The organism is Sinomonas soli (genome assembly GCF_054782415.1).
This window is the reverse complement of sequence record NZ_BAAGSN010000011.1, coordinates 436980-458481: the sequence shown is the minus strand read 5'-3', so window position 1 is coordinate 458481 and position 21502 is coordinate 436980. Positions and strand designations below refer to the sequence as shown.

The following is a 21502-nucleotide window of genomic DNA, read 5'->3' as shown; positions in this document are numbered from 1 at the left end:
GTGGTGAGCGTCGTCCGTTCCAGCGTGACGACCGTGGTGAGCGTCGTCCGTTCCAGCGTGACGACCGTGGGCCCCGGCGCTTCGACCGCGACGAGCGGCCCGGGGGCCATGACGAGCGCCCGCATAACGCCGGAGACCTGCGGGTCTCGAACCGCCCGGACCGCGAGCGGTCCCCGGAGATCGACCCGGATGTGACCGGGCGCGAGCTCGACCGCGGCACGATCGGTCAGCTGCGGACCCTCGAAGGCAACAACAGCGACTGGGTCGCGAAGCACCTCGTCATGGCCGGACGCCTGATCGACGATGACCCCGAGGCCGCATTCCAGCATGCCCTCGCCGCCAGCCGGCGCGGCGGACGCATCGGCGCCGTCCGCGAGGCCGTCGGCATGACCGCCTATGCCGCGGGCCGTTACGACGACGCGCTCCGCGAGTTCCGCACGTTCCGCCGGATCACGGGCTCGAGCATCCACCTGGCCCACATGGCGGACTGCGAGCGTGGCCTCGGCCGGCCCGAGAAGGCCCTCGAACTCGCCCACTCGGACGAGCGGAACATGCTCGACAACGCCAACAAGGCCGAGCTCGCCATCGTGGCCTCGGGCGCGCGGTCGGACATGGGCGACCACGCCGGCGCCGTGGCAGAGCTCGAGATCCCGCAGCTCGACATCAACCGGGCGTTCTCCTTCAGCCCGCGCCTCTTCGAGGCGTACGCCGACGCGCTCTCCGCCGCCGGGCGCGCCTCCGAGGCCTCCAAGTGGTATCGCCAGATCGGCGTCGCGGAGAAGGCGCTCGGGGTCGGCGAGTACGAGGAGCCCGAGATCGTGGACCTCGGCTGGGACGAGGAGGAGCAGCGTCGCGAGGACGAGGAGCGCCGCGCCAAGTCGGCCGCCGCCTCGCCCCGCGGCGACGCCGACGAGGAGCGCGAGGGCGCGACGGATGACGACGCCGCCCCCTCGCCGTCGGACGAGGACGCGGCCGGGGTAAGCGGTGAGGAGACGGGCCTGGCCGAGGACGAGATCGGCATCCACGAGACGCCCGCCGAGACCGCCGACGCCGAGGCCGCGGCAGACGGCCCCAGCGAGCCGGCCCCCGCAGACGAGCAGGCGCCCGGCAGCGAGGACGACCGGGCGTAGCATGGCGGAGCTCATCGAGGCCTTCGACGCCGTCCTGTCCGATCTGGACGGCGTCGTCTACGCCGGCCCGCATGCCATCCCCGGTGCGGTCGAGGCGCTCCAGGCGCTCGCCCCGCGCGGGGTCCGGTTGGGGTACGTGACGAACAACGCCTCCCGCTCGCCGGCGGAGGTCGCCGCCCACCTGCGCGAGCTCGGCGCCCCCGCCCGGGACGACGACGTGGTGAGCTCGGCCCAGGCGGGCGCGTCGCTGCTCGCGCAGCAGGTGCCCGCCGGAACCCGGGTCCTCGTCACCGGGAGCGCCGCGCTTGCCCGCGAGGTCGAGCTGCGCGGGCTGACTCCGGTGCGCTCCGCCGAGGAGGACCCCGCCGCCGTGATCCAGGGCTTCAGCCCGGACCTCGGCTGGCGGGACCTGGCCGAGGCCGCCTATGCCGTGGCCGCCGGCGCGGTCTGGATCGCGACCAACACGGACATGTCCATCCCGCAGGCCCGCGGCATGGCGCCCGGCAACGGCACGCTCGTCGCCGCGGTGCGCGCGGCCACCGGCCGCGAGCCGCTGGTCGCCGGCAAGCCGGAAGCGCCCCTGTTCCTCGCGGCGGCGGAGCGGCTCGGGTCGCGCCGCCCCGTCGTGGTGGGCGATCGGCTCGACACCGACATCCTGGGCGGAAACCGCGCCGGTTTCGCGACCGCGGTGGTGCTCACCGGGGTGGACACCGAGCAGTCCATCCTCGGCGCACGCCACGCGGAGCGGCCCACCTATATCCTGCGGACGCTCGACGACCTCTTCCGCCCGTACCCCGAGCCCGTCGCCTCCGGAGGCGCCTGGCACGTCGGCGCCTCGTCAGCGCGCACCAACGGCGAAGTCGTCGAGGTGGCCGGGTCCCGCGAGGATCTGGACGCCTGGCGCGCCGCCTGCGCCGCGTGGTGGGCCGCGCTGCCCGAGGCCGAGGAGAGGACCGCCCCCGAGCTGCGCTGGGCACACTGACGGAGCGGAGCCTGAGCCGAGCCGCCGCCGAGTCTCGCTAAGCTGGACGCATGAGCGAGGATCCGCAGACGGCCGCGACGGCCCCGGCGCTGCCCGAGGCCCACGCCGCCCTCGCGGCGCTGGACGCCGCCGCCGGCCGCCCGCTCGCCGAGCAGGCCGACGCCTTCGATGCATTCCACGCGGCGCTGTCCGAGATCCTCGACACGGAGCCGGCGGAGTAGCGGTGGCCCGACTCGACCTCGAACTCGTCCACCGTGGGCTGGCGCGGTCCCGCACGCACGCCGCGAAGCTGATCGCCAGCGGCGCCGTGCGCGTCGCGGACGCCCCGGCCGCCCGCCCCTCCCAGCCGGTCGACGAGCACGCGGACATCAGCGTCGCCGCGAGCGAGCACGACCGCTATGTGAGCCGGGCAGGGCACAAGCTCGCCGGCGCGCTGGCCGCCTTTCCCCGCATCGGCCCGGCCGGCAGGCGCTGCCTCGACGCGGGCGCCTCGACGGGCGGCTTCACGGATGTGCTGCTGCAGGCCGGTGCGGCCGAGGTCGTGGCCGTCGACGTCGGGCACGGGCAGCTCGTCGACGCGCTCCGCCACGACCCTCGCGTCCGCGTCCACGAGGGCCTCAACGTCCGCGATATGGGCCCCGACCAGATCGGCGGCCCCGCGGCCCTGACGGTCGCCGACCTCTCCTTCATCTCCCTCACCCTCGTGGTCGGGGCCCTCGCCGCGTGCACCGAGGCCGGCGGGGACCTCCTGCTGATGGTCAAGCCGCAGTTCGAGGTGGGCCGGGAGCGGCTGGCCCGGACCGGCGTCGTCAGCTCCGACGGCGAACGACGCCGCGCGGTCACCGCCGTCGCGGAGGCGGCGGCCCGCGAGGGGCTGGCCCTGTGCGGCCTCGCCCGCAGCCCGCTGCCCGGCCAGGACGGCAACCTCGAATACTTCCTCTGGCTCGCACGCCCCGGCGACCACGCCGCGGGCTCCGCCGGCCACCCCGTATCGCCAGGGGAGGATCCCGCACAGTGGGTCGCCGCCCACTGGCCTGCCACCGACCCCCAGGAGGCGCCCGCGTGACCCGCCGTGTTCTGCTCCTTGCCCACCTGGGCCGCGAGGACTCCATGCTCGCCGCCCGCGAGGCCTCGGCCCAGCTGTACGGATCGGGCCTGTCCCCGGTCATGCCCGCCGGGCAGCAGGCGCACCTCGAAGCCCGCTTCGACGGCCTCGACCACCCCACCGAGGTCCTCGGGCAGGAGGTCCAGCTCGAGGACGTCGAACTCGTCATGGTGCTCGGCGGCGACGGGACCATCCTGCGCGCGGCCGAGCTCGTCCGCCACGTCGACGTCCCGCTGCTCGGGGTCAACCTCGGGCACGTCGGATTCCTCGCGGAGAGCGAGCGGGCCGACCTGGCCCAGACCGTCCAGTGGATCGCCTCCAAGAGCTACTCCGTCGAGGAGCGCATGACCATCGACGTGACCGTGTGGCAGCACGGCACCAAGATCGCCCACACCTGGGCCCTCAACGAGGCGGCGATCGAGAAGGCCAACCGGGAGCGGATGATCGAGGTCGTCACCGAGGTCGACGGCAAGCCGCTCACCTCCTACGGGTGCGACGGGATCGTGCTCGCCACTCCGACCGGCAGCACGGCCTACGCGTTCTCGGCCGGCGGCCCCGTCGTCTGGCCCGAGGTGGAGGCCCTCCTCATCGCTCCGATCAGCGCGCACGCCCTCTTCGCCAAGCCCCTCGTCGTCTCCCCGCGCTCCACCCTCGCGGTCGAGATCCTGGGCCGCACCGACGCCGCCGCGGTGCTGTGGTGCGACGGGCGCCGGTCCGTCGACCTGCCGCCGGGCTCCCGCGTCGAGGTGACGAAGTCGCCCCTGCCGGTCCGGCTCGCGAGGATCAGCACGACCCCGTTCTCGGCGCGCCTGGTGCGCAAATTCGAACTGCCCATCCACGGCTGGCGAGGGCCCGCCGCCGGGGCCCCGCTCGCCGAGCCCGGGCCGATGGTCCCTGAGGTCCCGCCCGTGGCCTGGGCCCAGCGCGCCGCCGGGGACGTCGACGGCACCGAGGCAGCCAGCGAGGAGCACGCATGATCGAGGAACTGAGAATCCGCGACCTGGGTGTCATCACGGACGCGGCCCTGCCGCTCGGCCCGGGCCTGAGCGTCGTCACGGGCGAGACCGGCGCGGGCAAGACGATGGTGGTGACCGCGCTCGGGCTGCTGCTCGGCGGCCGCTCGGACGCCGGCGCCGTGCGCACCGGGGCGAAGTCCGCGGTCGCGGAGGCGACCGTGAAGCTCGAGCCCGGCCACGCCGCCGTCGTGCGCGCCGAGGAGGCGGGTGCGGACGTCGAGGAGCACGACGGCGCCGCCGAGCTCCTGCTGGCCCGCACCGTCGGCTCGGACGGCCGCAGCCGCGCCCACGTCGGCGGGCGTTCCGCGCCCGTGGGCGCGCTGGCCGAGGTCGGCTCCCAGCTCGTGGTCATCCACGGCCAGTCCGAGCAGCTGCGCCTCAAGGGACCGGCAGCCCAACGCCGCGCGCTCGACACGTTCGCCGGCGGCCCGCTCGCCGAGACCCAGTCCGCCTACTCCGCCCTCTACGCCGCGTGGACCGCGGCCCGGCGGGAGCTCGAGGAGCTCACGTCCTCCTCGCGCGAGCGGATCCGCGAGGCCGAGTCGCTGGGCGCCGCCCTGGCCGAGATCGCGGAGGTGGATCCCGAGCCCGGGGAGGACGCCGCCCTCAAGGCGGAGTCCGAGCGGCTCTCCAACGCGGAGGCGCTGCGCCTGGCCGCGCAGGAGGCCCACGAGGCCATCGTGGCCGAGGACTTCAGCGAGGTGGCCGACGCGACCACCCTCGTGGACGGCGCCCGCCGCGCACTCGAGCATGTCGCCGAGCACGACGCCGCGCTGGGCGCCTCAGCCCAGAGGCTCGCCGAGGTGGGCTACGCCCTCGCGGACATCGCCCAGGAGCTCGCCAGCTACGCAGCCTCGCTCGACACCGAGGGGCCGGGGCGCCTGGCCGAGGTTGAGGAGCGCAGGGCCGCGCTCGGCGGCCTGACCCGCAAGTACGCACCCACGCTCGAGGAGGTCATCGCGTGGGCCGAAGCGGGCCAGGCCCGCCTCTTCGAGCTCCAGGACGACGACGGGCGCATCGAGTCCCTCACGGCCCAGATCGCCGAGGATGAGGCACGCCTGAAGGAGCTCGCCGGCGAGATGACGGCCCTGCGCCGGGCCGCCGCCGTGGAGCTCGCCGAGCGCGTCAGCGAGGAGCTCACGGCGCTCGCCATGCCGGACGCGGCCCTCAAGGTCGAGGTCGAGGAGACCGGAGAGCTCGGACCCGACGGCTCCGACACCGTGGCGATCCTCCTGCAGCCGCACGCGGGCGCCCCCGCGCGCCCGCTGGGCAAGGGCGCCTCCGGCGGCGAGCTCTCGCGCGTCATGCTCGCGATCGAGGTGGTGCTGGCCGCCGTGGACCCGGTGCCCACGTTCGTCTTCGACGAGGTCGACTCGGGAGTGGGCGGCCGCGCCGCGGTCGAGATCGGACGCAGGCTCGCGATGCTCGCCCGCCACGTCCAGGTGCTCGTCGTCACGCACCTGCCCCAGGTCGCGGCGTTCGCGGACCGGCACATCACCGTGATCAAGACCTCGGTGGCCTCGGGCCGCTCGGCGGAGGGCGTCGCGGGCGTCACCTCGAGCGATGTGCGGGTCCTGGACGAGTCCGAGCGCGTGGTGGAGCTCGCGCGCATGCTGGCCGGCCAGGAGGACTCCGCCAGCGCCCGCGCACACGCCCTCGAGCTCCTCGAGGACGCCCAGTCCTCGAGGGCCGCCGCGGCCGGGTGAGGGCCCCGGCCGCGGGACGTGCGGGGACACGCCCGGCGGCGGGAGGCCCGCGCCTGAATCGGTGATAAGCTCGAATTCCGTGGTGCAGCGAACTCATTCCCGTTTTTCAGACTCCGCCAAGACGACCAAGCAGATCTTCGTCACCGGTGGCGTGGCCTCCTCGCTCGGGAAAGGCCTGACGGCGTCCAGCCTCGGCCACCTGCTGCGCGGCCGCGGCCTCTCGGTCACGATGCAGAAGCTCGATCCCTATCTCAATGTGGACCCGGGCACGATGAACCCCTTCCAGCACGGAGAGGTCTTCGTCACCGAGGACGGCGCGGAGACCGACCTCGACATCGGCCACTACGAGCGCTTCCTCGACGAGTCCCTCGACGGCTCGGCCAATGTGACCACCGGCCAGGTGTACTCGACCGTGATCGCCAAGGAGCGCCGCGGAGAGTACCTCGGCGACACCGTCCAGGTGATCCCGCACATCACGGACGAGATCAAGCGGCGCATGCGGCTGCCCTCCGAGGGTGAGAATGCCCCGGACGTGATCATCACCGAGATCGGCGGCACGGTGGGCGACATCGAGTCCCAGCCGTTCCTCGAGGCGGCGCGCCAGGTCCGCCAGGACGTGGGCCGGACGAACGTCTTCTTCGTGCACGTCTCACTCGTGCCGTACATCGGCCCGTCCCAGGAGCTCAAGACCAAGCCCACCCAGCACTCGGTCGCGGCCCTCCGCTCGATCGGCATCCAGCCTGAGGCCATCGTCATCCGCTCGGACCGCGAGATCCCCGACGCGATGCGGGACAAGATCGGCCGGATGTGCGATGTCGACACCGACGCGGTGATCAGCTGCCCCGACGCCCCGAGCATCTACGACATCCCGAAGGTGCTGCACGCCCAGGGCCTGGACTCGTACATCGTGCGTGCCCTGGACCTGCCGTTCAAGGACGTCGACTGGACCAAGTGGGACCGGCTGCTCGAGGTGGTCCACCACCCCGCGCACCAGGTCGAGATCGCGCTCGTCGGCAAGTACATCGACCTGCCGGACGCCTACCTGTCCGTCACCGAGGCCCTGCGCGCCGGCGGCTTCGCGAACGACGCCAAGGTCAACATCCGCTGGGTCCCCTCGGACGAGTGCCAGACGCCGGCCGGAGCCAAGAAGGCCCTCGCCGGCGTGGATGCGATCCTCGTGCCCGGCGGCTTCGGCATCCGCGGCCTGGAGGGCAAGCTCGGCGCCCTGACGCTCGCCCGTGAGACGGGCCTGCCCACGCTGGGCCTCTGCCTCGGCCTGCAGTGCATGGTCATCGAGTACGCGCGCAACGTCGTGGGGCTCGAAGGCGCCTCGTCGAGCGAGTTCGAGCCCGATTCGAAGTACCCGGTCATCGCGACCATGGCGGAGCAGCTCGACATCGTCGAAGGCAAGGGCGATCTGGGCGGCACGATGCGCCTCGGCCTCTACGACGCGGTCCTCGACGAGGGCTCCGTCGTCGCGGGGACCTACGGCACCACGAAGGTCGCCGAGCGCCACCGCCACCGCTACGAGGTGAACAACGCCTACCGCGAGCAGATCGCCGCCAAGGGCCTCGTCTTCTCCGGCACCTCGCCGGACGGGAAGCTCGTCGAGTTCGTCGAGCTGCCCAAGGACGTGCACCCGTACTACGTGGCAACGCAGGCGCACCCCGAGCTCGGCTCGCGGCCCACGCGTCCGCACCCGCTCTTCGTGGGGCTCGTCAAGGCCGCGCTCGAGCGTCAGGCCGGCCCTGCGGCCCCCAAGGGCCGCGGCCAGACGGGCACGGCCGACTCGGCTGGGGCCCCCGCAGCCGCTGCGGGCAAGGGCAAGTAGCGCCGTGGGCACGCACGCGCCGGGGGCGCACGGCGATCCGACGTCCGGCCACCGCGCCTCGGAAGTCGAGGATGCCCTGAGCCCGCGGCGCGTGCTGTCCTCCGAGACGGTCTACCGCGGGCGCATCTGGGACGTCCGCAGCGATGCCTTCGAGCTGGCAGACGGCGCCGGCACCCTCCAGAGGGACTACATCGACCATCCCGGGGCCGTGGCCATCCTCCCCATGGACGAGGACGGCCGCATCCTGCTGCTGCGCCAGTACCGCCACCCCGTCGGGATGGACCTCTGGGAGATCCCCGCCGGGCTGCTCGACGTCGAGGGCGAGCACGCCCTCGACGCGGCCTCGCGGGAGCTCGCCGAGGAGGCGGACCTGACCGCCTCCGAGTGGCACATCCTCGCCGAGTTCTTCACCTCCCCGGGATCCTCGAGCGAGGCCATCCGGATCTTCCTCGCCCAGGGGCTGACGGAGATCCCGCATGCCGACCGGCACGAGCGCACTGACGAGGAGGCGGAGATCGAGTTCGTCTGGGTAGAGCTCGACGACGCCGTGCAGGCCGTGCTCTCGGGCCGGCTCCACAACCCCAGCGCCGTGGTGGCGGTGCTGGCCGCGGACGCGGCACGGCGCAGCGGCTACGCCTCGCTGCGGCCGGGCGACAGCCCCTGGCCGGCCCACCCGGCCCAGCGCTGAGCTGCGCCGCCGTGCAGGCACCCGAACCCACGCTGGCCGCAGCGCCCGCCCCCGTCGCCCCGCCGGCGCCGGAGGTCCCCCCGGCGCTGGCCCGCGCCGTCGAGGACTACCTCCGGCACCTCGCCGTCGAACGCGGCCTCGCCGCGAACACCCTGGCCGCCTACCGCCGGGACCTCGCCCGCTACGGCGCCTACCTCGCCGGGCAGGGCGTCGGCTCGCCGCGCGGCGTCGAGCGGGGCCACGTCGGCGCCTTCGCCCAGGCGCTGCGCGACGGGGCCGACGGCGGCAGCCCGCTGACCGCGCGCTCGGCGGCGAGGACGGTGGTCGCCGTCCGCGGCCTCCACCGCTTCTGGGCCCTCGAGGGCACCACCCCGGACGACCCCGCAGCGGACGTCCACCCGCCGCTCGCCGGGCAGCGGCTTCCCAAGGCCATCACCGTGCACGAGGTCACCCGGATCCTCGAGGCTGCCTCGGCCGACACGCCCCCGGGCCTGCGCGACCGGGCCCTGCTCGAGTTCCTCTACGCCACCGGGGCGCGCATCAGCGAGGCCGTGGGCCTCGACGTGGACGACCTGCGGCTCGAGGCGGGCGACGGCGGTCCCGCGGTGGTCCGGCTCTTCGGCAAGGGCTCCAAGGAGCGCCTCGTGCCGATCGGCTCCTACGCGGCACGCGCGCTCGACGCGTACATCGTCCGCGGCCGTCCGGCCCTCGTGGCGAAGGGACGTGGCACCCCCGCCCTCTTCCTCAACGCCCGCGGCGGCCGACTGAGCCGGCAGAGCGCCTGGACCATTCTCAAGGACGTGGCCGAGAGGGCCCGGATCGACCGCGACGTCTCGCCGCACACCCTGCGCCACTCGTTCGCCACCCACCTCCTCGAGGGCGGCGCGGATGTCCGCGTGGTCCAGGAGCTGCTCGGGCACGCCTCGGTGACGACCACCCAGGTGTACACGCTCGTCACCGCGGACACCTTGCGCGAAGTCTACGCCGCCGCCCACCCGAGGGCCCGCGGATGAGCGCCGGCGCCCGGGCGCGAGGGGCGGCCTGATGGGCGCGCCGGTGGCGCTGTGCTTCCTCCTGCGCGAGACCGCGGCGGGCCGGGAGGTCCTGCTCGGCCGTAAGAAGCGCGGCTTCGGCCAGGGCAAGATCGTCGGCCTCGGCGGCCACGTCGAACCGGGGGAGACCCCGGCGGAGGCGGCCGTGCGCGAGCTCGAGGAGGAAGCCGGCGTCGTACTCGACCTCGCCGTGCTGGTGCCTGCCGGCACCGTCGACTTCCGCTTCCCCGCCCGGCCCGCGTGGGACATGGAGTGCACCATGTTCACCGCGGCCGTCTGGGACGGGGAGGTCGGCGAGAGCGAGGAGATCGAGCCCTTGTGGTACCCGGTCGAGGCCCTGCCAGTCGAGGGGATGTGGCAGGACGCCGACCACTGGCTGCCCCTGGTCCTGGCCGGCACCGTCGCGGACTTCTACGTGGAAATGGCCGAGGACAACGAGACGGTGTTCCGTTTCGCTGTCCTCGGCCGGTGATCCTCGAGGGCCCCCGAGAGGGCGCTCCGCGGGGCTGATCAGTCCAGGTGGCGCTCGTCCGGGCCGTTGTAGGCCGAGAGCGGGCGGATGAGCGAGTTGCTCTCGAGCTGCTCCATCACGTGGGCGGTCCAGCCGACGATCCGGCTGGCCACGAACAGCGGCGTGAAGGTGGGGATGTCGAAGCCCATCAGGTGGTACGCCGGGCCCGTCGGGTAGTCCAGGTTCGGCTTGATGCCCTTGGCCTCGTCCATCGACTGCTCCAAGCCGTCGTACAGGCCCAGGACCTCGGGCCGGCCGTAGAAGGCGATCAGGTCGTCGAGGGCGGCCTTCATGGTGGGAACCCGGGAGTCGCCGTGCTTGTAGACGCGGTGGCCGAACCCCATGACCTTCTTCTTGGCGGCGAGCGCCTCGTCCATCCAAGCCTTGGCCCGGACCTTGGCCTGCTCGTGCGTCTCGTCCGTGCGGATGCCGATCTCCTCGAACGTCTCCATCACGGCCTCGTTCGCGCCGCCGTGGAGCGGGCCCTTGAGGGCGCCGATCGCGGCCGTCACGGCCGAGTGGAGGTCCGAGAGGGTCGAGGTGACGACCCTGGCGGTGAAGGTCGAGGCGTTGAACGAGTGCTCGGCGTAGAGGATCATCGAGACCTCGAAGGCCCGCACCACCTCGGGGGCGGCCTCCTCGCCGAAGGCCATCCACAGGAAGTTCGCGGAGTAGCCGAGGTCGTCGCGCGGTTCCACCACGTCCTGTCCGCGCCGCCGGCGCTGGTCGTAGGCCACGACCGCCGGCATCGCGGCGAACAGCTCGAGGGCCTTGGCCAGGTTGGCCTCGCGGGAGTTGTCCCCGGCCTTGGGGTGCCGCGCGCCCTGCACGCTGGCCGCGGTCCGGCACACGTCCATGGGGTGGCACGTGGCAGGGAGCTCGTCGATGAGCCGCTTCAGGAGCGGGTCGAGGGCCCGGCCGGAGCGCTCGCGCGCCTCGAACTCCGCCAGCTGCTCGGGGGTGGGCAGCTCGCCGTGCCACAGAAGGTAGGCGACCTCCTCGAAGCTGCAGCGGGCGGCGAGCTCCTGCACCGGGTAGCCCCGGTAGAGGAGCGAGTTGGTCTCAGGGTTCACCTTCGAGATGGCGGTGTAGTCCACCACCACGCCGGCAAGGCCCTTCTTGATCTCTTCGGTGTTGGGCACCTGTGTCATCGCAGGACTCCTTCGTCAATGGCCCCGTGGCCTCAGTATCGGCCGGGAACCTGAAAGTTGAACACGCCGGTGTCGAAACGGTTGTACGCCTCGTAGTCAACCAGCTCGTAGAGGCGGGAGCGAGTCAGCATGTTCGCCACCTGGGCCTCCTGGGTGCCGTCCGCCCGGATGCTCTCCAGCGTACGTTCCGCGGCGCCCATGGCCATGCGCAGCAGGGTCACCGGGTAGATCACGAGGTTGATCCCCACACCGGCGAGCTCCTCGGCGGTGAACAGGCGGCTCTTGCCGAACTCGGTCATGTTGGCCAGCACGGGAACGTCCACGGCGTCGCGGATGGCCTTGAACTCCTCGAGGCTGGCCATGGCCTCGGGGAAGATCGCGTCCGCCCCCGCCTCGACGAGGGCCTTCGCGCGCTCGACGGCGGCCGCCAGACCCGCCGCCCCCTCGCCGGTGGCTCGGACGTCGGTGCGGGCCATGATGAGGAAGTTGGGGTCGCGGCGGGCGTCGGCGGCGGCCCGGACGCGCTGGAGCGCCGTGTCGAGGTCCACGACCGCCTTGCCGTCGAGGTGGCCGCAGCGCTTCGGGTTGACCTGGTCCTCGATGTGCATCCCGGCCAGGCCGGCGTTCTCGAGCTCCTGGACGGTGCGGGCCACGTTCATCGCCTCGCCGAACCCGGTGTCGGCGTCGACGATGGCGGGCAGGTCGGTCATCCGCGCGATCTGCCCGGCGCGGGTGGCGACTTCCGTGAGTGTGGTGAGCCCGATGTCCGGCAGACCGAGGTCGTTGGCCAGGACCGCGCCGGAGATGTAGACCCCGGGGAAGCCCTTCTCCTCGATGAGCCGCGCGGAGAGCGGGCTGAAGGCGCCCGGGAACTGCTGCAGGGTGCCCGAGCCGAGGATCTCGCGCAGCGTGGCGCGCTTCTGCTCGGGGGTGGTCGTCGAGTACAGCATCAGAAGAGTCCCTTCGGGGCGGAGGCGAGGTCGATCACGCCCTCCTTGGCGACGATGTTGAGCGCGTCCAGCTCTCCGGCGCCGAGCTCGGGCAGCCGCTGCACGGCGTGGAGGAAGCGCTCGATCTCCTCCGGGGCCACCGACTCGGCCGCCAGGGTCCTGAACTTCGCGATGTACTGCTCGCGGCCGAACGGGCGTGCGCCGAGCGGGTGGGCGTCCGCCACGGCGATCTCGTCCTCGATCACGGTCCCGTCGGCGAGCGTGATGGCCACGGAGCCGCCGAACGCCTTCTCGGCGATGTCGAGGGAGTGGTAGCGGCGCGTCCACTCCGGGTCCTCCTCCGTGGTGACCTTGTGCCACAGGGCCACCGTGTCGGCCCGGCCGGCGCGCTCGGGGGAGTAGGAGTCGACGTGGTGCCACGCGCCGTCCTGGAGGGCCACGGCGAAGATGTAGGGGATCGAGTGGTCGAGGGTCTCGCGCGAGGCCGTCGGGTCGTACTTCTGCGGGTCGTTCGCGCCGGAGCCGATCACGTAGTGGGTGTGGTGGCTGGTCCTGATGAGGATGCTGGCCACGTTCTGCGGGTCTGTCGCCTCGGGGTGCTCGCGGTGGAGCTTGCGGGCCAGGTCGATCCAAGCCTGGGCCTGGTACTCGGCGGAGTGCTCCTTGGTGTAGGTGTCGAGGATCGCGCGCTTCGCCTCGCCGGGCGCGGGCAGCGGGACCTCGTAGGCCGCGTCGGGGCCGTCGAGCATCCAGGCGATGACCCCGTCCTCGCCCTCGTAGATCGGCACGGGGGAGGTCTGGCCCCGCATGGCGCGGTCCACGGCCTCGACGGCCATCTTGCCGGCGAACGCCGGGGCGTGGGCCTTCCAGGTCGAGATCTCGCCCTTGCGGGACTGCCGGGTCGCCGTGGTGGTGTGCAGCGCCTGGCCCACGGCCTGGAAGATCGTCTCGATGTCGAGGCCGAGCAGTGTGCCGATCCCCGCGGCCGCGGACGGGCCCAGGTGGGCGACGTGGTCGATCTTGTGCTTGTGCAGGCTGATCGCCTTCACGAGGTCCACCTGGATCTCGTAGCCGGTGGCGATGCCGCGGATGAGGTCCCGGCCGGTCGAGCCGACGTGCTGGGCGACCGCGAGGACCGGCGGGATGTTGTCGCCCGGGTGGGAGTACTCGGCGGCGAGGAACGTGTCGTGGTAGTCGAGTTCGCGGACGGCCACCCCGTTGGCCCACGCGGCCCACTCGGGGGAGACCCGGTCGGTGACGCCGAAGAGGAGGGATCCTTTCCCCCCGGACGACGGCGCGTGGGCCAGCGCCTGCGCCCGCGCCGCGATGATGGGTCCCCGGTTGAGCGAGGCGATCGCGACCGAGGCGTTGTCGATGATCCGGTTGATGATCATCTCCGCGACCTCGTCGGAGACCTCCACGGGGTCGGCGGCGACCGCGGCGATCTTGTGCGCGAGCTGGTCCTCGCGGGGGAGGTTCTCCTCGCTCTTGTAGACGCGGACCTTGTGCATCTCGACCATGGCTGACCTTTCGGTGGGGCTTAGGGAAGCGGGTGGGTGTTCTTGATGTGGTGCAGGCTGTTGCTGAGGTGGACGGCGGTGGCAGCGGCCGCGAGGTGGGCATTGCCGTCCGCGATCGCCCCGGCGATGGCGGCGTGCTCCGAGGCCGCCTGCCTCAGGCGGGCCGCGTCATCCTTGGCCAGCCGCCGCACCCTGGTCAGGTGGACGCGCAGGCCTTCGAGCGACTGGGCAAGGTAGGAGTTGGCGATCGAGTCGTCGATCGCCGCATCGAGCTCGGCGGCGAGGGCGTAGTACTGCTGGCGCTGCGGATCCTCGTCGTGCAGGAGGGCTGGGGCCGCCGCGAACCGGTCGCGCAGCCCGGCGAACCGCTCAGGGTCACCGCGCAGCGCCGCGAGCGCGGCCGCCTTCGCCTCGAGCGCCTCCCGCAGCTCGAACAGCTCGTCGATGTGGGCCAGGGAGATGTCGCTGACCACCACGCCGCGGCCTCGCTGGGCCGAGGCGAGGCCCTCCGCGGTGAGGCGTGCCAGGGCCTCGCGCAGCGGGGTGCGCGAGACCCCGAGGCGTTCCGACTGCTCGACCTCGCCCAGCACCGTCCCGGGAGGCAGCCGCCATTCCACGATGTCCTCGCGCAGTGAGGCGTAGGCACGATCGCTGGCTTTCACGGCTCTCCTCTCCGGCCTCCGCATGGTGTCCGCCCATCGGCGCTTATGTATACATTGACAGGACCATCCGAGGAAATCAAGGCCAGCAGGGCGTTTTTGCCTGCTCAATGTATACAGAACCCTTGTCGTCCGCGGACCGCTGCCCTACGCTGGCCTCATCACGAGGAAGTGAGGAGAGCTGCCATGACCCAGGCAACAGGAATGCAGGGGACGGGACCGTATGCCGAGGCGTACCGCCGGAGCCTGGCGGACCGCGAGGCCTTCTGGCTCGATGCCGCCCAGGCCGTCGACTGGGTGGAGGAGCCCACGGCAGCCCTGGACGGCTCCGAGCCCCCGCTCTACCGGTGGTTCCCGGGCGGAACCCTCAACACGGCCTACAACGCCCTGGACCGCCACGTCGAGGCCGGCCGCGGGGACGCCGCAGCCCTGGTCTACGACTCGGCAGTGACCGGGACCAAGGCCACGTTCACCTATGCGCAGCTCACAGACCTCGTGGCCCGGTTCGCGGGCGCCCTGGCCGCCCGCGGCGTCGGGACCGGGGACCGCGTCGTCATCTACATGCCGATGATCCCGGAGGCCGTCGTCGCCATGCTGGCGTGCGCGCGGCTCGGAGCGGTCCATTCGGTGGTGTTCGGCGGATTCGCCCCGCGGGAGCTCGCCGCGAGGATCAGGGACGCGCGGCCCGCGCTCGTCGTGACGGCCAGCGGCGGCATCGAGCCGAGCCGCCGCGTCGAATACCTGCCGGCGGTCGCGGAGGCCCTCGAGATCGCGGAGATGCCGCAGGTCCCCGTCCTCGTCAAGGTCCGCCCCGGGTTCGCGCACCAGCTCGCGGACTATCCCGGCTGGGAGGACTACGACGCCGCCCTCCGGGCCGCCCAGCCCGCGGACTGCGTGCCGGTCGCGGCCTCCCACCCCCTCTACGTGCTCTACACCTCCGGGACCACCGGGACCCCCAAGGGGGTGCAGCGGGACAACGGCGGCCACGCGGTCGCGCTCGCCTGGACCCTGAAGAACCTCTACGGCGTGGGGCCCGGGGAGGTCATGTGGACGGCCTCGGACGTGGGCTGGGTCGTGGGCCACTCCTACATCGTCTACGGACCGCTCCTGGCCGGGGCCACGACCGTGCTGTACGAGGGCAAGCCGGTAGGCACCCCGGACGCCGGGGCGTTCTGGCGCGTGGCGGCGGAGCACCGGGTCAAGGTCCTCTTCACGGCGCCCACCGCCCTGCGGGCCATCCGCCGGGCGGACCCCGAGGCCGCGCTCCTCGCGGGCTACGACCTCTCCACGCTCGAGCGCCTCTACGCCGCCGGCGAGCGCCTCGACCCCGAGACCTACCGCTGGGCGGGGGAGAAGCTCAAGGTCCCGGTGATCGACCACTGGTGGCAGACCGAGACCGGATGGGCCATCTGCGGCAGCCCGCGCGGACTCGAGGAGCTCCCGCTCAAGGCGGGGTCGCCGTCGGTTCCGATGCCCGGCTACGACCTCGACATCCTCGACGGGGCCGGGGAGCCGGTCGAGGCGGGCGAGGAGGGCAACATCGTCCTGCGCCTGCCGCTGCCGCCCGGCACCCTCACCACCCTCTGGCACAACGACGAGCGCTACATCTCCTCCTATCTGAGCGCTTTCCCCGGCTGCTACGCCACGGGCGACTCCGGCTACCGCGACGCGGACGGGTACGTGTTCGTCATGGGCCGCACCGACGACATCATCAACGTCGCTGGCCACCGGCTCTCCACGGGAGCCATCGAGGCGGTGCTCGCAGGACACCCGGCGGTCGCCGAGTGCGCCGTGATCGGCCTCAGGGACAGCCTCAAGGGCCAGCGGGCCGTGGGCTACGTGGTGCTCAAGGCCGGGACGGAAGTGTCGGAGGAGGCCCTCGCCGCCGAGCTCGTGGCGCTCGTGCGCTCGCAGATCGGCGCCGTGGCCGACTTCAAGCAGGCCCTCGTGGTCGACGCCCTGCCCAAGACCCGCTCGGGGAAGATCCTGCGCAAGACCATGCGGCAGATCGCCGACGGCGAGGAGTACACGGTGCCCTCCACCATCGAGGACCCGGAGGTGATCGAGCGCCTCGTCCCCGTGCTCCGTGCCGGCTGACCAGCACGGGTTACCGACCGGTAACATGGCGGCATGCACCTGCTCCTGCGCACCCTGCTGCTCCTGGTCACCTCGCGCCGACGGCCCTCGCTGAGCCTGTGGGGGACCTCGTCGCTGAAGCTGCGCGTCCTCCCCACCGACATCGACATCGCCCTGCACGTCAACAACGGCATGTACTTCTCGCTCATGGACCTCGGCAGGTTCGACCTCATGGTGCGCGCCGGGGTCTGGGACCGCATGCGCGCCCGCGGCTGGAGCCCGGTGGTGAACCTCGAGACGATCACGTTCCGCAGGTCGCTGACCCTCTGGCAGGCCTACACCATCGAGACCAGGATCATCGGCTTCGACGAGAGGGCCATCTTCTTCGAGCAGCGCATGGTGGCCGGCGGGGAGATCTACGCCCGCGCCTACCTCGCCACGCGCCTCGTCTCGAAGTCCGGGCCGGTGGCCAACGAGGAGATCTTCGCCGGGACCGGCCGGCCGCCCGCCGACCTCGTGCTGCCCGAGTTCCTCCACCGCTGGCGCGAGGAGAATGCCCTGCCCAGCACGCGCCGCCCCGCCCCCCACCTCTGGTAGGGCTAGCGTGGGGTGATGGACTTCACGACGCGGCCGGAGCTTGCCGGCACCTTCGGCATGGTCTCGGCCACCCACTGGATCGGCGCGCAGGCAGGCATGGCGATGCTCGAGCGCGGGGGCAACGCGTTCGACGCCGCCGCTGCCGCCGGCTTCGCGCTCCAGGCCGCCGAGCCGCAGCAGAACGGCCCGGGCGGCGACATGACCCTCATCTTCGCCGAGCCGGGGCAGGCGCCGCGCGTCCTGAGCGCACAGGGCCCCGCCCCCGCCGCGGCGACGCCGGAGGCGTTCCGGGCGCTCGGCCTCGGACACGTGCCCGGCACGGGGCTCCTGGCCGCCGCCATCCCTGGATCGACCCTCGGCTGGCTCACGCTCCTGGCCGACCACGGCACCCTGGCCCTCGCGGAGGTCCTCGCGCCGGCGCTGGCGGTGGTCGAGGACGGCCTCCCCGTCGCGGCCCGCCTCGCCGCCGTCCTGGAGCGCATGGCGCCCCACTTCCGCAGCCACTGGCCCTCCTCCGCTGCCGTGTACGCCCCCGACGGGCAGCCCCTCGTGGCCGGCAGCCTGCTGCGCAACCCCGCCCTCGCCCGCACCTGGCACCGGCTCCTCGAAGCCGAGTCCCGCGCGGGCGCCGGCGGCGCAGGCCGCGCGGAGGCGATCGGCGCCGCCGTCCATGAGTGGACGGACGGCTTCGTCGCCGAGGCGATCGACGCTTTCTGCCGCACGCCGCAGCGGGACTCGAGCGGCGACGCGCACGCGGGGCTCATCACCGCGGCGGACCTCGCCGCGTGGCGTCCCCACTACGAGCCGACGGTCTCCCTCGACTTCCGCGGCTGGACCGTGCACAAGTGCGGGTTCTTCAGCCAGGGCCCCGCCTTCCTGCAGCAGCTCGCGATCCTGGACGCGGTCCCCGGCTTCGGCGAGGGAGTTCTCGCCCCGGGCACCGAGGGCTACGTCCACACCGTGCTCGAGGCGACCAAGCTCGCGCTCGCGGACCGGGACGCATGGTACGGCGACGGGCCCGGCGTGCCGGCCGCGGAGCTGCTCTCGCCCGAGTACGCCGCCCAGCGGGCGGCCCTCATCGGCAGGACGGCCTCACTCGAGCTGCTCCCCGGTTCGCCGGACGGCAGGGCGCCCCGCCTGCCCGACCTCGTGGTGCGGGGCGGCTTCGACGCGGCCGGGGTGAACGGGCTGGGGGAGCCCAATGCCGTGCGGGCGCTGCAGGAGGCTGCCTCGGGCGGCCTGCCGGCGGCGGACGGGAGGGCCAGGACGGACACCGTCCATGTCGACGTGGTCGACCGCTGGGGGAACTTCGTGTCGGCGACCCCCAGCGGCGGCTGGCTCTCGAGCTCGCCCGTCATCCCCGAGCTGGGGTTCCCGCTCGGCACCCGCCTCCAGATGGCGTGGCTCGAGGAGGGCCTGCCCAACACCCTCGCGCCGGGGCGCAGGCCGCGCACCACGCTCTCGCCCTCCCTGGCCCTGCGCGGCGGGGAGGCCGTGCTCGCCTTCGGGTCGCCCGGCGGCGACCAGCAGGACCAGTGGCAGCCGCACTTCTTCCTCGACGTGACCCTTCGGGGAGCCGGGCTCCAGGAGGCGATCGACGCGCCGGGGTTCCACTCCGTCCACTCGCCCTCGAGCTTCTACCCGCACGAGCACCAGCCCGGCGTGGCCCTGCTCGAGGGGCGGTTCGGGGCGGACGTCGTGGAGGGGCTGCGGCGGCGGGGCCACCGGGTCGGCGTGGCCGGGGACTGGGAGATCGGGCGGCTGTGCGCGGTGGCCCGGGACCCCGCCACGGGAGTGCTGCGCGCCGGGGCGAACCCGCGGGGGATGGCCGGGTACGCCGTCGGGCGCTGACCCCCGCGGGCGCCGGGCTAGGCGGACATCTCGCGGAAGGCCGCCGCGAGCTGGGGGTAGCGGAAGTCGAAGCCGGCGTCCTTGAGCACACCGGGGACGGCCCGGACGCTGTCGAGGGCGAGGTCGGGGTTGGTGCGCAGGACGCCGGCGGCCGCGCGCAGCAGCCCTGCCGGGGCCGGGATGCCGACGGGAACGCCCACGAACTCCCGGATGTGCGCCATGAGCTCGCGGTTCTGCACCGGCTGCGGCGAGGTGGCGTTCACCACGCCGTCGGGGAGCTCCACCGGCGCCTCGCCCGCCGAGGGCGGCAGGCCCAGGGCCGCACGGGCGACCCGCAGCCAGTCGGCCGCGTGGATCCAGCTGAACCACTGCTCGCCCGTGCCGAGGTGGCCGCCGGCCCCGAGCCGCGCTGGACCGGTGAGCCGGGACAGCACCGCGGCGTCGCGGTCCAGCACCACTGCCGTGCGCAGCACCGTCGCCCGGGCCGCGGCGGACGGATCGAACGCGGCCTCCCAGTCGCGCACCACGGCCGCGAGGCCGGGCGCGTCGGACGGGGGAGCGGCCCGCTCGTCCATCGGCTCCTGCGAGTCGCCGTAGATGCCGACGGCGCTCTGCTGTACCCAGCGCTCCACCGGCCGAGACCAGGTCTGGCTCGCCTCGACGAGGGCCCGCGTGGGCGCGACCCGGCTGTCGCGGAGCAGCGCGAGGTTCGCCTCGGTGCCCGGCCTGTCGAGGCTCACGCCGCTGAGGTTGACGAGGGCGAGCCTCCCGGCGCCGCCCAGCTCGGCGCTCCAGGGACCCTGGCTGCGCCCGTCCCAGAGGATCTGCCGGAAGGGCCCCGGCCGGTGGGACCGGGTGAGGAGGGCCACCTCGTGCCCCGAGCAGAGGAGGTCCGCCGCGAGCAGCGTGCCGAGGTATCCGGTGCCGCCGGCGAGGACGGTGAGCGGGGGCCGCGCCGCGTCGTCGGCCGTGTCGTCCGTGTCGCCGGCAGGGGCCGCGAGCCGGTACAGGCGCGCGCACTGCTCCGCGAAGCCGCGCACGAGGGGCTCGCCCGCCGTGAGGCCGAACTGCTGCGCGAGCGGGCCGTCGATCGCGACGCGCTGGGTGAAGAGCGTTCCGCCGTCCCGCTCCTGGAGCGACCACTCGATCTCCTGGCCGCCCCCGGGCTGGGGCTGGCGGAGCACGAGCCTGCGGCCCGGATCGACCTGGGTGACGGTGAACCCGGGAGCGGTGCGCCGGTGCAGGGCCCCGAGGACCCGCTGGGCGGGTGCATAGTGGCCCCGGGTGCCCTCCGCGAGCGCGGAGCCCAGTCCGGCCTCACCGACCGCGGGGTTCCATTCCGGCCACCGCCGCACCTCGGAGAGCACCTCCCAGAGGGGGCCGGCCGGGAGTCGGAACCACTGGGATGCCGTGCGATGCCAGGTCATCCGTGCAGTCTACTGGCCGCCGTACCGCGACGCGGCGGAGGCCTCGGGCCCGCCCTCGGCCCCCGCGATGGCCTCCGCGATCCGGTGGCATGCCTGCCCGAGCACGTCCTGCTGGTCGGGGGTGAGCGGGTCGAAGACGACGCGCCGGACGAACTCGACGTGGCCGGGTGCCGCCTCGGTGATCGCGGCCCTCCCTGCCTCGGTGAGGGTCACGTCCTGGCCGCGGGCGTCGTCTGCGGAGCAGCTGCGGTGGACGAGCCCCTTGGCCTCCATGCGCCGCAGGATGTGGGAGAGGCGGCTGCGCTCCCAACCGAGCTCCTGCGCGGCGGTCCCGGAGCGCAGCACGCCGTCGGGGCACTCCGAGAGCGTCGCGAGCACCGAGTACTCGGGTCCGGACAGCCGCGAGTCCCTCGTGAGCTGCCTGTCGATGGCGGGGGTGAGCCCCCACACGAGCCGGCGCAGGGCCAGCCAGACGTCCTTCTCGCGTTCGTCGAGCCAGTGCGGCCCTGCCGTGGTGTGGGTGCTCACAGCGTCTCCTCAGGTCCCCAGATGTTTGACACATCAATTATGCGCATGCTGTAGTTGAACCATCAAGTTTTGATTGATGCGTCAACAAGGAGAGCATATGAGCAAGATCGCCGTCATCACCGGCAGCACGCGTCCGGGCCGCAACAACCTCCAGGTCGCCGAGTGGGTGCTCGCGCGCGCCCAGGAGCGCCAGCCCGAGGTCGAGTTCGAGCTCGTGGACATCGCTGACTTCAACCTCCCGCTCCTCAACGAGGCGGTCCCGGCGGGCTACCAGCAGTACAGCAACGAGGCGACCAAGGAATTCTCGGCCCGCATCGACGAGTTCGACGGCTTCATCTTCGTCACGCCCGAGTACAACCACTCGGTGGCCCCGGCCCTGGCCAACGCGCTGTCCTACCTCAATGCGGAGTGGGCCAACAAGGCCGCGGGGATCGTCTCCTACGGCTCGGCGTTCGGCGTCCGCGCCGTCGAGCACCTGCGCGGGATCCTCTCCGAACTCCAGATCGCGCACGTGCAGAAGACCGGCATGTTCTCGCTCTTCGGCGACTTCGAGAACTTCTCGGCCTTCGTCCCGACCGAGATGCAGGCCGCCTCGGTCGATCCGATGCTGGAGCAGCTCGTGACCTGGACCAAGGCCCTCGAGTCCGTCCGTGCCGGGGCCGCCGTGCTCTGACGCGGACAGGGGTGGCGGCCGCGGCCCAACCGGACAAGGATGGTCGGCA

At 73.0% G+C, this 21502-nt stretch carries 20 protein-coding genes; 14 read left to right on the top strand and 6 right to left on the bottom strand.

Going from position 1 to position 21502, the window contains the following annotated elements:
- The 10 genes from ACYVKZ_RS11955 to ACYVKZ_RS11910 all read left to right on the top strand — a co-directional run.
- Positions 1-1130 (top strand): tetratricopeptide repeat protein (locus ACYVKZ_RS11955; protein ID WP_460992445.1); only part of this gene is annotated, 1130 nt, incomplete at its 5' end.
- 1 nt (position 1131) lies between these two features.
- The gene (locus tag ACYVKZ_RS11950) at positions 1132-2112 is read left to right on the top strand and encodes an HAD-IIA family hydrolase (protein ID WP_460992444.1); all 981 of its coding nucleotides are present in this window, start codon (positions 1132-1134) and stop codon (positions 2110-2112) included.
- A gap of 50 nt (positions 2113-2162) precedes the next feature.
- A complete protein-coding gene (locus ACYVKZ_RS11945) occupies positions 2163-2333 on the top strand; it encodes a hypothetical protein (RefSeq protein ID WP_460992443.1) in 171 nt (56 codons plus the stop codon).
- A 2-nt stretch (positions 2334-2335) separates the two neighbouring features.
- Positions 2336-3178, top strand: coding sequence for a TlyA family RNA methyltransferase (locus ACYVKZ_RS11940; protein ID WP_460992442.1), 843 nt, complete (start codon positions 2336-2338; stop codon positions 3176-3178).
- Entirely contained in the window at positions 3175-4194 is a 1020-nt protein-coding gene (locus ACYVKZ_RS11935) for an NAD kinase (RefSeq protein ID WP_460992441.1), read from the top strand. Before ACYVKZ_RS11940 ends, ACYVKZ_RS11935 begins: the two co-directional genes overlap by 4 nt.
- Positions 4191-5939, top strand: coding sequence for a DNA repair protein RecN (gene recN, locus ACYVKZ_RS11930; protein ID WP_460992440.1), 1749 nt, complete (start codon positions 4191-4193; stop codon positions 5937-5939). The genes ACYVKZ_RS11935 and recN overlap by 4 nt, the downstream gene beginning before the upstream one ends.
- A gap of 61 nt (positions 5940-6000) precedes the next feature.
- The gene (locus ACYVKZ_RS11925; protein WP_460992439.1) at positions 6001-7770 is read left to right on the top strand and encodes a CTP synthase; all 1770 of its coding nucleotides are present in this window, start codon (positions 6001-6003) and stop codon (positions 7768-7770) included.
- 4 nt (positions 7771-7774) lie between these two features.
- A complete protein-coding gene (locus ACYVKZ_RS11920; RefSeq protein WP_307008384.1) occupies positions 7775-8458 on the top strand; it encodes an NUDIX domain-containing protein in 684 nt (227 codons plus the stop codon).
- Between the two features lie 32 nt (positions 8459-8490).
- A complete protein-coding gene (xerD, locus tag ACYVKZ_RS11915) occupies positions 8491-9471 on the top strand; it encodes a site-specific tyrosine recombinase XerD (protein ID WP_460992471.1) in 981 nt (326 codons plus the stop codon).
- A gap of 28 nt (positions 9472-9499) precedes the next feature.
- Positions 9500-9982 carry an 8-oxo-dGTP diphosphatase gene (locus ACYVKZ_RS11910; protein ID WP_460992470.1) on the top strand — a complete coding sequence of 161 codons (483 nt, stop codon included), beginning with the start codon at positions 9500-9502 and terminating at the stop codon, positions 9980-9982.
- Between the two features lie 38 nt (positions 9983-10020).
- Here ACYVKZ_RS11910 and ACYVKZ_RS11905 read toward each other — a convergent pair whose 3' ends face one another.
- Genes ACYVKZ_RS11905 through ACYVKZ_RS11890 form a run of 4 tightly spaced genes read right to left on the bottom strand, consistent with a single transcriptional unit; the run spans position 10021 to position 14304 of the window.
- Complete coding sequence (locus ACYVKZ_RS11905) at positions 10021-11172, bottom strand: bifunctional 2-methylcitrate synthase/citrate synthase (RefSeq protein WP_460992438.1); 1152 nt, start codon at positions 11170-11172, stop codon at positions 10021-10023.
- A 32-nt stretch (positions 11173-11204) separates the two neighbouring features.
- The gene (gene prpB, locus ACYVKZ_RS11900) at positions 11205-12122 is read right to left on the bottom strand and encodes a methylisocitrate lyase (protein WP_460992437.1); all 918 of its coding nucleotides are present in this window, start codon (positions 12120-12122) and stop codon (positions 11205-11207) included.
- Complete coding sequence (locus tag ACYVKZ_RS11895; protein WP_460992436.1) at positions 12122-13642, bottom strand: MmgE/PrpD family protein; 1521 nt, start codon at positions 13640-13642, stop codon at positions 12122-12124. The genes prpB and ACYVKZ_RS11895 overlap by 1 nt, the downstream gene beginning before the upstream one ends.
- 20 nt (positions 13643-13662) lie before the next feature.
- Positions 13663-14304 carry a GntR family transcriptional regulator gene (locus tag ACYVKZ_RS11890; RefSeq protein WP_460992435.1) on the bottom strand — a complete coding sequence of 214 codons (642 nt, stop codon included), beginning with the start codon at positions 14302-14304 and terminating at the stop codon, positions 13663-13665.
- Between the two features lie 183 nt (positions 14305-14487).
- Between ACYVKZ_RS11890 and ACYVKZ_RS11885 the strand changes: the two genes are divergently transcribed.
- From ACYVKZ_RS11885 to ACYVKZ_RS11875, 3 genes are read left to right on the top strand one after another with little or no spacing between them, the layout of a single operon-like run.
- Positions 14488-16398, top strand: a complete 1911-nt coding sequence (locus ACYVKZ_RS11885; protein ID WP_460992434.1) for a propionyl-CoA synthetase — start codon at positions 14488-14490, stop codon at positions 16396-16398.
- A gap of 33 nt (positions 16399-16431) precedes the next feature.
- Positions 16432-16974, top strand: a complete 543-nt coding sequence (locus tag ACYVKZ_RS11880) for an acyl-CoA thioesterase (protein ID WP_460992433.1) — start codon at positions 16432-16434, stop codon at positions 16972-16974.
- A 15-nt stretch (positions 16975-16989) separates the two neighbouring features.
- Positions 16990-18825 carry a gamma-glutamyltransferase family protein gene (locus ACYVKZ_RS11875; protein ID WP_460992432.1) on the top strand — a complete coding sequence of 612 codons (1836 nt, stop codon included), beginning with the start codon at positions 16990-16992 and terminating at the stop codon, positions 18823-18825.
- 17 nt (positions 18826-18842) lie between these two features.
- Here the strand turns inward: ACYVKZ_RS11875 and ACYVKZ_RS11870 are convergent, their stop codons facing one another.
- Together ACYVKZ_RS11870 and ACYVKZ_RS11865 are read right to left on the bottom strand one after the other, a co-directional pair.
- Positions 18843-20252 (bottom strand): DUF1731 domain-containing protein, encoded by a 1410-nt coding sequence (locus ACYVKZ_RS11870; protein ID WP_460992431.1) that lies wholly within the window; start codon positions 20250-20252, stop codon positions 18843-18845.
- Between the two features lie 9 nt (positions 20253-20261).
- The gene (locus ACYVKZ_RS11865) at positions 20262-20780 is read right to left on the bottom strand and encodes a MarR family winged helix-turn-helix transcriptional regulator (RefSeq protein ID WP_460992430.1); all 519 of its coding nucleotides are present in this window, start codon (positions 20778-20780) and stop codon (positions 20262-20264) included.
- A gap of 97 nt (positions 20781-20877) precedes the next feature.
- Here ACYVKZ_RS11865 and ACYVKZ_RS11860 point away from each other — a divergent pair, with 97 nt between their 5' ends.
- On the top strand, positions 20878-21453 hold the full coding sequence (locus ACYVKZ_RS11860) for an NADPH-dependent FMN reductase (RefSeq protein WP_460992429.1): 576 nt from the start codon (positions 20878-20880) through the stop codon (positions 21451-21453).
- Positions 21454-21502: the final 49 nt, after the last annotated feature.